14 protein-coding genes are annotated in these 14,561 nt (G+C 61.5%); 7 read left to right on the top strand and 7 right to left on the bottom strand.

What is annotated here, in order from left to right; all coding sequences use genetic code 11:
* Positions 1–322 precede the first annotated feature (322 nt).
* The 4 genes from GGQ67_RS10955 (at position 323) to GGQ67_RS10940 (ending at position 3,917) form a co-directional block, all read left to right on the top strand.
* Positions 323–928, top strand: a complete 606-nt coding sequence (locus tag GGQ67_RS10955) for a transglutaminase-like cysteine peptidase (RefSeq protein ID WP_183900200.1) — start codon at positions 323–325, stop codon at positions 926–928.
* A gap of 248 nt (positions 929–1,176) precedes the next feature.
* Positions 1,177–1,929 carry a hypothetical protein gene (locus tag GGQ67_RS10950; RefSeq protein ID WP_183900199.1) on the top strand — a complete coding sequence of 251 codons (753 nt, stop codon included), beginning with the start codon at positions 1,177–1,179 and terminating at the stop codon, positions 1,927–1,929.
* Positions 1,930–2,069: 140 nt separating this feature from the next.
* The gene (locus GGQ67_RS10945; RefSeq protein WP_183900198.1) at positions 2,070–3,524 is read left to right on the top strand and encodes a serine hydrolase; all 1,455 of its coding nucleotides are present in this window, start codon (positions 2,070–2,072) and stop codon (positions 3,522–3,524) included.
* A 114-nt stretch (positions 3,525–3,638) separates the two neighbouring features.
* On the top strand, positions 3,639–3,917 hold the full coding sequence (locus tag GGQ67_RS10940) for a hypothetical protein (protein WP_183900197.1): 279 nt from the start codon (positions 3,639–3,641) through the stop codon (positions 3,915–3,917).
* Between the two features lie 37 nt (positions 3,918–3,954).
* Here the strand turns inward: GGQ67_RS10940 and GGQ67_RS10935 are convergent, their stop codons facing one another.
* Positions 3,955–4,392 carry a DUF1489 family protein gene (locus GGQ67_RS10935; protein WP_183900196.1) on the bottom strand — a complete coding sequence of 146 codons (438 nt, stop codon included), beginning with the start codon at positions 4,390–4,392 and terminating at the stop codon, positions 3,955–3,957.
* 124 nt (positions 4,393–4,516) lie between these two features.
* A complete protein-coding gene (locus GGQ67_RS10930; RefSeq protein ID WP_183900195.1) occupies positions 4,517–5,923 on the bottom strand; it encodes an L-serine ammonia-lyase in 1,407 nt (468 codons plus the stop codon).
* A 188-nt stretch (positions 5,924–6,111) separates the two neighbouring features.
* Here GGQ67_RS10930 and GGQ67_RS10925 point away from each other — a divergent pair, with 188 nt between their 5' ends.
* Both GGQ67_RS10925 and GGQ67_RS10920 read left to right on the top strand, forming a co-directional pair.
* Positions 6,112–6,876 (top strand): DUF599 domain-containing protein, encoded by a 765-nt coding sequence (locus tag GGQ67_RS10925; RefSeq protein WP_183900332.1) that lies wholly within the window; start codon positions 6,112–6,114, stop codon positions 6,874–6,876.
* Entirely contained in the window at positions 6,877–7,863 is a 987-nt protein-coding gene (locus tag GGQ67_RS10920) for a heparan-alpha-glucosaminide N-acetyltransferase (RefSeq protein ID WP_183900194.1), read from the top strand.
* Positions 7,864–7,879: 16 nt separating this feature from the next.
* Here GGQ67_RS10920 and GGQ67_RS10915 read toward each other — a convergent pair whose 3' ends face one another.
* Both GGQ67_RS10915 and mgtE read right to left on the bottom strand, forming a co-directional pair.
* Entirely contained in the window at positions 7,880–8,272 is a 393-nt protein-coding gene (locus GGQ67_RS10915; RefSeq protein WP_183900193.1) for a MerR family transcriptional regulator, read from the bottom strand.
* A 77-nt stretch (positions 8,273–8,349) separates the two neighbouring features.
* Positions 8,350–9,762: a magnesium transporter gene (gene mgtE, locus GGQ67_RS10910; protein ID WP_183900192.1), complete on the bottom strand. Its 1,413-nt coding sequence runs from the start codon at positions 9,760–9,762 to the stop codon at positions 8,350–8,352.
* A gap of 169 nt (positions 9,763–9,931) precedes the next feature.
* Here mgtE and GGQ67_RS10905 point away from each other — a divergent pair, with 169 nt between their 5' ends.
* Positions 9,932–10,426, top strand: coding sequence for a peptide deformylase (locus GGQ67_RS10905; protein WP_183900191.1), 495 nt, complete (start codon positions 9,932–9,934; stop codon positions 10,424–10,426).
* Between the two features lie 5 nt (positions 10,427–10,431).
* Here the strand turns inward: GGQ67_RS10905 and GGQ67_RS10900 are convergent, their stop codons facing one another.
* The 3 genes from GGQ67_RS10900 to glmU form a co-directional block, all read right to left on the bottom strand.
* Positions 10,432–11,136 (bottom strand): DUF502 domain-containing protein, encoded by a 705-nt coding sequence (locus GGQ67_RS10900; RefSeq protein WP_183900190.1) that lies wholly within the window; start codon positions 11,134–11,136, stop codon positions 10,432–10,434.
* Positions 11,137–11,251: 115 nt separating this feature from the next.
* Positions 11,252–13,078, bottom strand: coding sequence for a glutamine--fructose-6-phosphate transaminase (isomerizing) (gene glmS / locus GGQ67_RS10895; RefSeq protein WP_183900189.1), 1,827 nt, complete (start codon positions 13,076–13,078; stop codon positions 11,252–11,254).
* 108 nt (positions 13,079–13,186) lie between these two features.
* On the bottom strand, positions 13,187–14,548 hold the full coding sequence (gene glmU / locus GGQ67_RS10890) for a bifunctional UDP-N-acetylglucosamine diphosphorylase/glucosamine-1-phosphate N-acetyltransferase GlmU (RefSeq protein ID WP_183900188.1): 1,362 nt from the start codon (positions 14,546–14,548) through the stop codon (positions 13,187–13,189).
* Positions 14,549–14,561: the final 13 nt, after the last annotated feature.

Raw genomic sequence — 14,561 nt, 5'->3', positions numbered from 1 at the left:
CCGGCCTATCGGCACACAGCAAAGCGTTGATTACCCAAGGACGACATGATGAACGCAATATTACCGAGATCGCGCCACAGCCGAGCGCGTTAATCGTTTGCCCCGAAACGAGCCATCCGGCGACATGGAGGGCTTTTCGCGAAAGCTAAAACTTGAATCAAACGTGGTGAAGACTTTCTTCGAATTCCCGTAAAATTCGATATTGATTTTAGCCGAATTCGACGCGCTTTTGAATCAACTAAGTCTTTAATTTTGCTTCTGAATTTTGCGCCGAATAAAAACACGTCTGGCAATGTCCTCCTCACGAAACGGGGACATACAAATGACGATCACGAACTTCATCAAGAGCGGCCTCGCCGCTGCCGCAATGGTCATGTCGATGGCAAGCGCCGGACAGGCCGGCTACCAGACCATGACGCTGCTGGGCAACACCAGCCCGCCGATCGGCGCCTACCAGTTCTGCAAGGAAATTCCAGAGGACTGCAAGAACGCGGCCGGCGACCAGGGCCCGATGGTGCTGACGGAAAGCAACTGGAAGACCATCCTGCAGGTCAACTACGATGCCAATACGACGTTCACGCCGATGACCGACAAGGAAATCTACGGCGTCGAGGAACGCTGGGCCTACCCGCAGACCGCCGCGGACTGTGAAGACTACGTGCTGGAGAAGCGCAAAAACCTCATCAAAGCCGGGTTTTCTCCGTCCGACCTGCTTGTAACGGTTGTTCTCCAGCCGACTGGTGACGGTCATGCCGTCCTGACGGTGCGCACCGATCGCGGTGATTTCGTCCTCGACAACATGCGCAACAAGGTCATGCTTTGGGCTGACACCGAATACACCTACCTGAAGCGCCAGTCGGTCGACGATCCGGCCCAGTGGGTGAAGATCCAGGACGGGCGTGCCGTCGCGGTCGGCAGCATCAAGTAATCGCTTTCGCCGGAGCAATCCGACGGTCGATCCAGACGCCTGGTTCCGTCCCGCATACTCGTCTAAACCGGCGTCTTAGGAGCCGCTCCTGCTGTCCCAGGAGCGGCTCGCTTTTTATGGGTTTCGCAGCCATCGCGCCGCTCGCCCTTAACGGTTAATTAACCATGCAAGCTTGATGATCGCGACACAGTTCAGCGATACCGGCGGCTCACGTTTTTCCTGCGACGGTCAGATATTCGAAAGCCGTCATGCGCCAGGCCCTTCAAAGCTCCACGGAGGTCGAGGAATCCCCTCTCCTGTCGACCGGCTTTCTCATTCGCACAACCATTATCATCGCGCTTCTGGCGGCACTGACCGTTGCCATCAGCATTGGCGGGCGATGGTTCGGCGCCCGCGTTTCGCTTGCCGGAAACACCGACAGCACGGCTCAAGTCACGCTGACGATCGGTCAGGATACGCTGCAGCTGCAGGAAAATACGATTCGCTTCCCGAGCCAGCGTCACGGCGGCTCCGCCGACCGCGCCGACCTCTACCTTACGTGGCCGCAGATGCAGGGCTATTCCAGCGAGAACCGCGATCGCTTCGACGATACCGCCAAGTCATCGGACCTGATTTTCCTGCAAGTCACGCAGGCGACCATGTCGCGCGACATGTCCGGCCGATTCGAGCCGATCTATTCGCATCTGGTCGATCCCACGCCGCAGCCATACGCCAATGGCATGACGCTGCGCAGGTTTCGGGCCGATTCCGGATATGGCGAGGAAGTGCTGCTGACCGCGCCGCGCCAGGGCCGTCCCGACTACGTGGTGCGCTGCCTTTTGCCGGCGACCCCGGAGTTGTCCACGAGCGGTGACTGCCAGCGCGATATCAGGGTCGGACGCGACTTAAGTGTGCTTTATCGCTTCTCCAGCCGGCAATTGGCGCAGTGGGAACATATTGATGCCGCTATTGCCCAATTTGTGGAAACGCGCCTCGTGAACCGTTCCGTGACATCTCGGTAGAATGGTCCCGAACGGTGAAACAAACGATTAATCATAAACGGATTGGTAACCCCGAAAGGCTACCTTCGATGAACTTGATCGTGCGGGAGAAGCGCGGTCTCGATTCTTTCTAAAGTGCAAGCCAAGCAAAGAGTGAAATAGTGTCAAGGTCAGCCTCCTCCGCTTCCCCATCCCGCTCCAGCAATTTCCTGATCAAGGCAATCGTTGCGCTGTCAATGGCAGTTGGTACGCTCGGCCTGGACCTGGTCAATGCCGACGCGCAAGCAGCCAATTCGAAGTATGCGGGCATCGTCGTCGATGCCAATACGGGCAATGTCCTCTACAGCGAGAACGCCGATCGCTTGCAGTATCCGGCATCCCTCACCAAGATGATGACGCTTTATCTTACGTTCGAAGCGCTCGATCAGGGCCGCATCCGTCTCGATAGCGCCGTCCCCTTCTCCGCCTTTGCATCCGGCCAGGCGCCGACCAAGCTCGGCGTTCGCCCGGGCGCTTCCATTTCGGTCGAGCAGGCAATTCTCGGTCTCGTCACCCTGTCCGCCAACGACGCCTCCACGGCGCTCGGCGAGTTGCTCGGCGGTTCGGAAGACCGTTTCGCCCAGATGATGACGGCCAAGGCGCGTGCGCTCGGCATGACGCGTACCACCTACCGCAATGCCAATGGCTTGCCCAATACCGCGCAGATGACCACGGCGCGCGATCAGGCTCGGCTCGGCATCGCGCTGCGTCAGCACTTCCCGCAGTATTACGGCTACTTCTCCACGCAGAGCTTCAAGTTCGGCACCCGCATCATCCGCAGCCATAACCGCCTGGTCGGTTCGGTTCGCGGCGTCGACGGCATCAAGACGGGCTATACGCGCGCCGCCGGCTTCAATCTCGTCAGCTCGGTGCAGGTCGATGGCAAGTCGATCGTCGGTGTCGTTCTGGGTGGTGCCTCCACGCCTGCTCGCGATACCCAGATGCGCAACCTGATCGCGTCGTATCTGCCGAAGGCTTCGACCCGCGGTGGTTCGTCGGCGCTTGTCGCCCAGGCGCCGAAGATTTCTCCCGAAACCGTCATTCCGGTAACCGTCGCCAAGCAGGAGGTCGCTTCCGCCGCCGCGCTGCCGCAGACGCGCCCGGCACCCGTCAGCCGCACCGAAGTTGCCTCGGCGCAGGTGGCCTATGCCGCGCCGGCTTCTTCCAAGTCCGAAAATCCACTGCTGCAGGAAATGCCGCAGCCGACGCGGGTGAAGACGCAGCCGATCCGGCAGGCGGCCGTAGCGCCCGTGCCGACGCCGACCGCGGCCTATGTTCCACCGGAACAGGGTGACACCTCGGTCGATAGCATCACGACGGCATCGGTGAAGGAATCGCTGCCTTCCGGCTGGGTCGTGCAGGTCGGCGTGTCCGCCAGCCGCGAAGCCGCGATGGAACTGCTTGACGGCGCCAAGAACAAGGGCGGCAAGGCGCTGAGCTCCGCAAAGCCTTTCGCCGTCGCCAACGCCGGCAGCTATCGCGCACGTTTCGGTGGCTTCGACGACCAGAAGCAAGCCGTCAATGCCTGCAACACGCTGAAGCGTGCGGGCGTGAAGTGCTGGGCCTCCGCCCAGTAATGATCGATACCGCCGCCTATCAGTTCAGGCGGCGGCCCGGAAATCGGCCTTGATCGGTGTTCGCGACATGGCCGGCCTTCCTAGACCTGATTTGTATTGCGTACGGGGATAATTATGGCGATCAACGAGAATGTTCCGGAATTTCCGGCCGAAGGTCGATTGACTGGCAAGAATCCACGCTCGGTTCTGCATCCGCTTCACGAAGCGGCCATGCGGCTTGCCGAGATCGGCATGCCGCGGCCGAAAACAACCACGGCCAAGACCAAGGACCTGATCAACCTGCTGCTGTCGCACGGCGCACGCGCCTGGCGCTACTCGCAGCCGGAAGCCCGCATTCATCTTCACGTCACCAACCCGGAAGGCCGGGCGCCGGTGACGATGCGTCTGCGCTGAGCCGATGGACCCGGCCTCTCTGTCGTCATTCGTTGCGTCAGAGAAGGCCGAGTTCCGATAGTTCGCGGCGCAGGTCCGCCGGCATTTCGGCGACGCCCTCGCCGAGCGTATCGAGATCGCGCGGGCGATCATCTTCCGGATAATAGCGCCAGCCTTGAAATGCGCGCTTCGGCTGCACGGCCGTTTCGATGACCTCGGGGCCGAGCACCAGATGGCAGCGGCCGATGCCTTCGCCATCGGTAAACGCCTGGATATCGAGCAGCTTCTGCCGCGCCTGAACCTGACCCTTGATCACCCAGTAGAGCGAACCGCCGTCGAGCAGCTCTTCAACGCGCTTCGGGACCATTCGGGTCGTATGAACGGAGTGCGGTTCCATGCCGGCGGCGATCGCCCTCAAGGAACGCTCGGCCACCCATTCCCGCAGGTCGTCGATCGAGTCGGCGCCGACGCAGAGTTTGATTAGATGCAATGCCATACCGCCGTTCAAATCCTTTTGCGCGGCAGCGTCAAGCGACTTGCGCGTGCCGGCGGCCGGTAGCCGCCGGTTTTCCAATCACAGTGTGATGCACCGTCCTGACCGCGATAGCCGGTCTGTCCGATCAACACTCCACGACGTTGACCGCGAGGCCGCCGGTGGAGGTTTCCTTGTACTTCTCGCTCATGTCGTAGCCGGTCTGGCGCATGGTCTCGATGCAGGCGTCGAGCGGGACGAAGTGGCGACCGTCTCCCTTGATCGCGAGCGATGCGGCGGTCACGGCCTTCACGGCGCCAAGCGCGTTGCGTTCGATGCAGGGAACCTGGACGAGGCCAGCGACGGGATCGCAGCTCATGCCGAGATGATGTTCGAGCGCGATTTCGGCGGCGTTCTCGATCTGCTCGGGCGTACCGCCCATGACGGCTGCGAGACCGGCCGCGGCCATGGCGGCCGCAGACCCGACTTCGCCCTGACAGCCGACTTCGGCGCCCGAGATCGAGGCATTATGCTTGATGATGCCGCCGACCGCCGCCGCCGTCAGCAGGTAGTCGCGGATGCCGTTCTGGTCCCAATCGTCATGGAAGTGCTCGTAATAGCGGATCGTCGCCGGGATCACGCCGGCCGCACCGTTTGTCGGCGCGGTGACCACGCGGCCGCCGGCGGCGTTCTCCTCGTTGACGGCCATGGCGTAGACGCTCAGCCAGTCGTTGGCGAGCAATGGATTGATGCGGTTGCTGCGCCACTCTTCCTGCAGCTTGTCGTGGATGGAACGGGCGCGGCGGCGAACATTGAGGCCGCCGGGCATGATGCCGTCGACCTTGAGGCCGCGTTCGATGCAGGAGCGCATCGCTTCCCAGATCCGGTCGAGGCCCTCATCCAGTTCCTCGCGGCTACGCTGGCTTTCCTCGTTGGCGCGCTTCATCTGCGCGATGGAGACTCCGGAGCGCGCCGCCATCTCGAGCATCTGCTTGGCCGTCGAGAAGGGATAGGGCACCTTGATGCCGTCCGACGGCGCCTTCTTCTTGGCGCGCATCGTCTCCAGTTCCGTATCGGTGACGACGAAGCCGCCGCCGACGGAATAATAGATGCGGCGGATGAGCATTCTGCCGTCCTTGTCGAAGGCGGAGAAGGACATGCCGTTGGCGTGACCAGGAAGCGGCTGTTTCTTGTCGAACACCAGATCGGTCTTCGGCTGGAACTGGTAGGCGGGATGCCCTTGCGGGGTAATGCGGCCGGAGCGCTCGACCTTGTCGATGATACCGTCCATCTGGTCGGGATCGACGCTATCTGGCTGCTCGCCCATCAGACCGAGGATGACGGCCCTGCCCGTCCCGTGGCCGATACCGGTATGGGCGAGCGAGCCGTGCAGGCTGACCTTGATCGCCGCGACATTGGCGCCCGAGGACGGGCGCGGCCATTCATCCGACAGAATCAGATCGAGAAAGCGGTTAGCCGCCGTCATCGGCCCCATGGTGTGGGAACTGGAAGGGCCGACGCCGATCTTGAATACGTCGAAAACAGAAAGGAACATGGGTGCGTCCTGTTGAGAATTTGCTTGTTCAGGCTACGCCAGCGCGGCCTGCGATCCGTTCGGTTCACCGACATAGCATTTCACGCGTGCGACATCATCCTGTGAAAGGTTCCCTATCCGTGTGTTGTTGCGGTCAGCGCTTGCATCTATAGAGTGGGCGCGTGGAGAAGGACTGAATCAATATAATGATGACGACAGCAGATTACATCGCCCTGTGCTTCTTCGCACTCACGTGGTTCGGTTACGCCCGGCTGCTGCGGAGCGCCAGTCTCTTCGGCCGCACCAGCCTGACGCATGCGATGATCGAGCGTCGGCGCGAGTGGATTTACAATTCACTGCGCCGCGATCTGAAGATGATCGATACGCAGATCATGGCGGGCCTGCAGAACGGCACAGCCTTTTTCGCCTCCACCTCGATCTTCGCGATCGGCAGCTGCTTTGCGTTGCTCGGGGCGGCGGACAAGGTCGATGCGGTGTTGGCCGACGTACCGCTGGTCTTGCAGAGTGGCCGCGTGGGGTTCGAGATGAAGGTAGGCGGGCTAGCCGTTCTGTTCGGCTATGCCTTCTTCAAGTTCGGCTGGTCCTACCGGCTGTTCAACTACTGTACCATTCTCTTCGGCGCCATCCCGATGATGCGCGATTGCGAAAACGACGTTCTCGCGGCGGAGCGGGCCGCCGAGCGCGTCATCCGCATGAACATCATCGCCGGCGGTCATTTCAACGAGGGGCTCCGGGCGATCTTCCTGTCGATCGGCTATCTCGGCTGGTTCATCAATCCCTACGTCTTCATGGTGACGACCACCATTGTCATCGTGGTTCTCGCGCGGCGGCAGTTCTTCTCGGAGGCACGATTGGCGATCATGGATCGTGACCCGTCATCAAATCTCCACCTTTCTCCTATTCCCCGCACTAGACCGTCAGCCGACGGAAACGACTCACATGGGGGCCTGTGAATGACTGTTGCAACGACGGATACCGCCGGGAGGCCTAAACTGCCGCGCATCGGCCTGCTCGATACGCTGCGTGGCGCGGCGCTGATCGCCATGGCGACCTATCATTTCGGCTGGGATATCGAACTCGTCGGCTACCTTCCGCCGAGCACGGCCACGACCGGCTGGATGAAGCTCTACGCGCGCTCCATCGCATCCACCTTCGTGTTTATCGTCGGCGTCAGCCTCGTGCTCGCCAATACGCCAGAGACACGCTGGAAATCGTTCTGGAAACGGCTGGGGATGATTGTCGCGGCGGCCGCCGCCATCTCTGTCGCGACCTACTTCCTGACACCGGGAGAATGGATTTTCTTCGGGATCCTGCACTCCATCGCCGTGCTGAGCGTGATCGGCATGCTGCTCTTGCGGCTGCCCCTGCCGGTCATCATCGTCCTCACGGTGGTGGCGACGGCCGCGTGGATCGCCGATACCTTTGTATCGCCGGGTATCCTGCGCTGGCCGTTCTTCAACCCGCGCTATCTTGCCTGGATCGGCTTCGCGGAGATGCCGCAGCGCTCCAACGACTATGTCCCGCTGTTCCCCTGGATCGTGCCATTTCTGCTCGGGTTCACGAGCGCGGCGCTCGCTATCAGAACGGAACTGCCAGCAAAACTGGCGGCCATGGGAACGGGGTCAAGCCTGCTTGCCAAGATTGGCCGTCGCAGCCTCTCCTTCTACCTGATCCATCAGCCGGTGCTGATCTCGATCGCCTTCGCCATGGCTTACGTCGTGCCGCCGGCCAAGCCGGATCCCGCGGAGACCTACCTGCAGCAGTGCAACACATCCTGCACCGTCGAGCAGGGCCAAGCGCTTTGCCGCAGCTTCTGCCAGTGCACGCTCGACAAACTTCAGGAACAGCAGCTCTTCACGCCGTTTCAATCCGGCGAGATCAAGCCAGATGACGGTCGTATCCTCAGCCTTGCCAGCGAATGCAGCGCAGCGCCCCAATAAGGGGCGCAGTGCCTGATCAGGTGCCGACACCGATCTCGGCGAGGCGGCCAAGGCAGGCCTCCTCGATGTTGTCCAATTCGGCCAAGGTATCGTCGATGTCCTTACGCTTCTGGCGCAGATCGTCGCGCTTCTCGTCGACGCGCTTCATCAGCAGCTTCAGCTGCCCAAGCTCGCCCGGCGGCTCCTTGTAGACCTGGATGATTTCGCGAATTTCGGCGATGGTGAAGCCGATGCGGCGACCGCGCAGGATTTCCTGGATCAGGCGCCGGTCGGTCGGGCGAAACAGCCGCGTGCGACCGCGACGCTCCGGATGGATGAGACCTTCGTCTTCATAAAAGCGAAGCGTGCGCGTCGAAACTCCGAATTCGCGCGTCAACTCCGTGATGCTGTAATACTTGCTAACCGGCATGGATCCCTCGATTTTCAGGAACCCATAATATTGACTTTTACGTAATAGTCAATTTGTGCAACCCGGTTGCGAGCGGCCTATATGCCAAACCACCAGGTGGCGATCCCCAGAAAAGCAAAGAAGCCGGTACAGTCAGTGACCATGGTTACGAAAACCGACGAGGCGATGGCGGGATCGGCACCAATCTTGTCGAGCAGCAACGGCAGAAGAATGCCGGCGAGCGCGGCGGCGAAGAGGTTGATGATCATCGCCGCGCCGATGACGAAGCCGAGTTGATAATCGCCGAACCATGTGGCCGCGATGGTGCCCATGATCGTCGAGAACATGACGCCATTGGCAAGACCGACGGCCGCCTCCCTTCGAATGACGCGCCCGGCATTGTAGATGTCGAGATCGCCGGTCGCGAGCGCGCGCACGGTCACGGTCATCGTCTGCGTGCCGGCATTGCCGCCCATGGAAGCGACGATCGGCATCAATACGGCAAGCGCGATCATCTTCTCGATCGATTCGTCGAACAAGCCGATGACGCTGGCCGAGATGAGCGCGGTGCCCAGATTGATCGCCAGCCACAGGAAACGCGATCTGACGGTCGAGGAGACGTTGTCCGACAGCTCTTCGTCGCCGACACCGCCGAGGCGCTTGATATCCTCATCGGCCTCTTCGTGGATGACGTCGACAACGTCGTCGATCGTCAGCACACCGACCAAGCGGTCGTTCTCATCGACGACGGCGGCGGAGAGAAGGTCGTATTGCTCGAAGAGCTGCGCGGCCTCTTCCTGGTCCATTTCGGCCGGGATCGGGTGGTTGGTCTCGCGCATGATCGTTTCGATCTTGTTCTGCCGCTTGGTACGCAGGATCTTGTCGAGGTCGATGGCGCCGAGCAGCCTGAATGTCGGATCGATGACGAAGATCTGCGAGAAAGATTCCGGCAGATTCTCCTCGTCGCGCATATAGTCGATCGTCTGGCCGACCGTCCAGAACGGCGGCACGGCGACGAACTCCGTCTGCATGCGGCGACCGGCGGAACTTTCGGGATAATCGAGTGCCCGGCGCAGGCGAACGCGCTCGGTGAACGGCAGTTGCGCCAGGATCTCGTCGCGATCTTCCTGGTCGAGATCCTCGAGAATATAGACGGCGTCGTCGGAATCGAGCTCGCCGATCGCCGCCGCGATCTGTTCGTTCGGCATCTGGTCGACGATCTCGCGGCGGATCGCCTCGTCGACCTCTGTCAGCGCCGTCATGTCGAACTGGTCGCCGAGCAGCTGGACGAGCGCCAGACGCTGATCGGGCTGGATCGATTCCAGCAGATCGCCCAGCTCCGATTCGTGCAGGCGCGCCACATGCTGCCTGAGGAAGATCGTATCGCGGTCGGCGATGGCCGCGCCGACTAGCGCCAGGAAGTCGCCGCGGACGTTTCCGTTCTCGTCGTAGAGGTCGGCTTCGTTGTCCTCAGGACGCGTGCGGACGAGCTCTTCTGCGTCGTTCGTCATCTTTGCCGCCCCTCGCATCTCTCTCGAAGTTTAGAGTTCTTCGATACACCGGAAGTCCATCCCTGCTAGCTTAAGGACATGGGAACGTCCAGCGTTAAACCGTTCATGCGGATGACAATTCGCCAGCCGGACGATAGTTTCGAAAGGTCTCAAATCAGGAGAGATTTTCGTGACCGTCCGCGCCATTTTACGCTTCCCTCACCCAGGTCTTAAAACCCGCTGCGCGCCGGTGACGGTCTTCGACGAAGCGTTGCGCACACTTGTCGGCGATCTCCTCGATACGATGCGAGCGGCGCCGGGTGTCGGCATCACCGCGGCGCATATCGGGGTGTTCGAGCGCGTAACGGTCATCGAGCTTGCCCGAGAGGATGGGGTGCGGATCTACATCAATCCGGAGATCATCAGTGCATCCGAGGAGACCAGCCGCAATACGGAGGGGAGCGTCTCGATGTCCGGAGCGACCGACGAGGTGATCAGGCCGGAGGCGATCCGGTTTCGCTATCACGATGTCGAGGGGAAGATGCATGAGGAGGACGCAAAAGGCTTCCTTGCCATCTGCATCCAACACGAGATCGACCAGCTCGACGGCATTTTCTGGCTGCAGCGTCTGTCGAAGCTGAAGCGTGACCGGTTGCTGAAGAAGTGGGAAAAAGCCGGCGGCTGATCGGCCTACATCTCGACCGGCGCGGGCAACGGCTTGCGCACGGCTTCGGGTGCTGCGATCTGCGAGGCGAGTTCTTCCGGCGTCACGAGGCCACCCGAGATCAGAAGCTTCGCCGCATCCTCCGGCGACATGTCGAGAAGCACGATCTTTTCGCGCGGCACGAAGATCAGGAAGCCCGCCGTCGGCACCGGGGTCGGCGGCAGGAAGACGCTGACCATGTCGTGGCCCATGGCGTTGAACTTCGAGGCGATCTCGCCCTTCGCATCGGTCGCGATGAACACCATCGCCCAAAGGCCCGGGCTTGGATATTCGATCAGCCCGACCTTCTTGAACGAGTTGCTGCGTTCCTTCAGCACCGTCTCGAAGATCTGCTTGACGCTCTTGTAGATGACGCGGACCAACGGCACGCGGCGCACGAGAGACTCGCTGAACATCACGATCTGCTGGCCGATCAGGTTCTTGCCGAGAAAGCCGATGAGCGTGATGATGATCAGGCCGATCAGCAGGCCGGAGCCCGGCATGGCGAAGTTCAGGTAGTTGTCGGGATCGTAGCGCGCCGGAAGATAGGGCTTCACCCAGCTATCGGCCCAGCGCACCACCGACCATGTCAGCCAGAGCGTGATGGCGATCGGCGCGCAGATGATGATGCCCGCCAGAAAATTGTTTCTGATGCGGGTCGCGACCGACAATCGAGGCAGTTTTTCCGTCATCGTATGCCGACGAACTCCGTTGAGTTTAGCTGCGATCGGAAATCAGTGCCCCCATGCTTTCCATGAGAAAAACTGACAGAATTCGCCGCGCCGCACAAGACTAGGTCGGCCGGCCTCACTCGACAGTGACCGACTTTGCCAGATTGCGCGGCTGATCGACGTCGGTGCCCATGAAGACCGCCGTGTGATAGGCCAGGAGCTGGATCGGCAGCGAGAAGATCATCGGCGCGATGATCTCGTCGACGTTCGGAAGAACGATCGTCGCCATGGTCGGAAGCTTGGAGTGGGCGGCACCCGCTTCATCGGTGATGAAGATGATCCGGCCGCCGCGGGCAGCCACTTCCTGCATGTTGGACACGGTCTTTTCGAAGAAGCGGTCATAAGGGGCGATGACGATGACAGGCATGTTCTCGTCGATCAGCGCGATCGGGCCATGCTTCAACTCGCCCGCGGCATAGCCTTCGGCGTGGATGTAGGAGATTTCCTTGAGCTTCAGCGCGCCTTCCATGGCGAGCGGGTAGCTGGTGCCGCGGCCGAGATATAGCACGTCCTTGCACTTCGACAGCTCGCGCGACAGCGTTTCCATCTGCGGCTGGATGGCGTTGAGCACGCGGCTCATGATGCGTGGCATTTCGGCGAGATGGCGCACCATCTCCTTTTCCTGATCCGGGCTGATCGTTCCCCTCGCCTTGCCCGCGCCGAGCGCCAGCGATGCCAGCACGGCCAATTGGCAGGTGAAGGCCTTGGTGGAGGCGACGCCGATTTCGGGGCCGGCCATGATCGGGAAGATCGCATCCGATTCACGGGCGATCGTCGATTCCCTGACGTTGACGACGGCGCCGATCTTCAGGCCGTTGTCCTTGCAGTAACGCAGCGAGGCCAGCGTATCGGCGGTTTCGCCCGATTGAGAGATGAAGAGTGCCGCCTGCGTCGGCGACAGAGGCATCTCGCGGTAGCGGAACTCCGAGGCGACGTCGATCTCGACAGGCAGGCGCGCATAGCGCTCGAACCAGTATTTCCCGACGAGACCCGCGAGATAGGCGGTGCCGCAGGCGGAAATCGCCAGGCCGCTCACCGATTTGAAATCGATCGCCGCCGTGTTGGCGCTCAGCGTGTTGCTGACGAAATCCACATACTGGCTGAGCGCGTGCGAGATGACCTCGGGCTGCTCGTAGATTTCCTTTTCCATGAAGTGGCGATGGTTGCCCTTGTCGACAACGTAGGCCGTCGTCTGCGAGATCTGGCGCGGACGCGAGACTTCGTTGCCGGCGAAATCGAGGATGGTCGCGCCATCCTTCGTCAGAACCGCCCAGTCGCCGTCGACGAGGTAGGTGATCTCGCTTGTGAAAGGCGACAGCGCGATGGCATCGGAGCCCAGAAACATCTCGCCCTTGCCGTAGCCGATTGCGAGCGGCGGACCGGAGCGCGCCGCCATGATCGTGCCGGGGTCCTTCTGCAGCATGACGGCCAGCGCGTAGGCGCCGGTCACGCGGTTCAGCATCTTCATCATCGCCGCGCGCGGCTCGAGGCCTTCGCCGAGATACTTGGCGACAAGATGCGCCACGACTTCGGTGTCGGTCTGCGTTTCGAACACGGCGCCCTCGGCGGTCAGTTCGTCGCGCAACTCGGAGAAATTCTCGATGATCCCGTTATGTACGACGGCGACGCCCTTGACGAAATGCGGGTGGGCGTTGGTTTCGTTGGGGACGCCGTGCGTCGCCCAGCGGGTGTGGGCGATACCGATCGTGCCGGCCAGCGGCTCGGCATCGAGGCGCTTTTCGAGATTGAAGAGTTTGCCTTCGGCGCGACGGCGGTCCATGGCGCCGTCGTGAATGGTAGCAACGCCAGCCGAATCATAACCGCGATATTCAAGCCGCTTCAGCGCATCGACCAGACGCACCGCCACAGGGCTGTTACCAACGATACCAACAATACCACACATAAAGAAATCCTCAGGGCCAGCAATCAATTGCAGGCAGTCGTAACAATTTTCGCTTTTTTCTCAATCGGCTCGGCGGTCACTTTCGGTGACCGCACGTTACGAAGACAATCAGCCTTTCGCCTTCTTCGCGGCCTTCTTCGCAAGCGCCAGTTCGCGCAGGATCTTGGCGCGGCCGGGCTTGATTTCCTGGCGCGCGCGCCCGAACGCCAGCGCGTCGGCCGGCACGTCATTGGTGATGACGCTGCCCGAGGCGATGTAGGCGTTGTCGCCGATGCTGACGGGCGCGACCAGCGAGGAGTTCGATCCGACGAAGGCATGCGCGCCGATCACGGTCTCGCTCTTGTTGACGCCGTCGTAGTTGCAGGTGATCGTGCCAGCGCCGATATTGGCGCCGGCGCCGATGCGGGCGTCGCCGATATAGGTCAGATGGTTGACCTTGGCGCCCTCGCCCACCTTGCCGTTCTTCACCTCGCAGAAATTGCCGACCTTCGATCCCTCGGCGAGATCCGCGCCCGGCCGCAGCCGCGCAAAGGGACCGACCGTCGCGCCGGCGCTGACATGCGCGCCCTCGATGTGCGAGAAGGCATGGATGATGGCACCACCGTCGATCACCACGCCGGGGCCGAAGACCACGTTCGGCTCGATCAGCGCATCCTGGCCGATGACTGTGTCGTATGACAGGAAGACGGTTTCGGGCGCGATCATGCTGACGCCCGACAGCATCAGTTCGTGGCGACGGCGCTCCTGCCAGAGACGCTCGATGACGGCAAGTTCCGCGCGGTTGTTGGTGCCGGTCATTTCGACCTCGGGGGCATCGACCGCGGTGACGCGGCCACCCTGCGAGCGGGCGATCTCGACGAGATCGGTCAGATAATATTCGCCCTTGGCATTGTTGTTGCCGATCAGCGCCAGCAACTCCAGCGCCTTGCGGCCGTTGATCGCCATCAGGCCGCTGTTGCACCAGGTGACGGCGCGCTCGGCGTCGGTCGCATCCTTTTCCTCGCGGATGGCGATCAGCTCGCCGTCCTTGACCAGCAGGCGGCCGTAGCCGGTCGGCTTGCCGGTGTGGAAACCGATGACGACGATATCGCTGCCATCGGCCAGCGCCTGGCGTGCCGCCTTGAGCGGCGCTTCGGTCTGCAGGGGAACGTCGCCGTAAGTTACGATCACATCGTCATAGCCTCGGGCAATGGCATCGCGCGCCGCGAGCACCGCATGGCCGGTGCCGAGCCGTTCCTTCTGCAGATAGGCCTCGATCTCGACGCCACCGACCGCGGCGGCCTTGGCAACCTCGTCGGCATCGCGGCCGACCACGAGCGCCACAGCGCCGATATCGGTCTTGGCCACGGCTTCGACGACATGGGCGATCATCGGACGATTGGCCACCGGGTGGAGAACCTTCGACTTCGACGATTTCATTCGCGTGCTGTCACCCGCGGCAAGAATGACGGCAAGACAAGTGCGTTCCATGGTCTGCTCCCAA

Source organism: Rhizobium metallidurans (genome assembly GCF_014196505.1).
GTDB classification, from domain to species: Bacteria; Pseudomonadota; Alphaproteobacteria; order Rhizobiales; family Rhizobiaceae; genus Rhizobium; species Rhizobium metallidurans.
The sequence above is the reverse complement of the archived record's forward strand: the minus strand, read 5'-3'. Positions and strand labels throughout refer to the sequence as shown.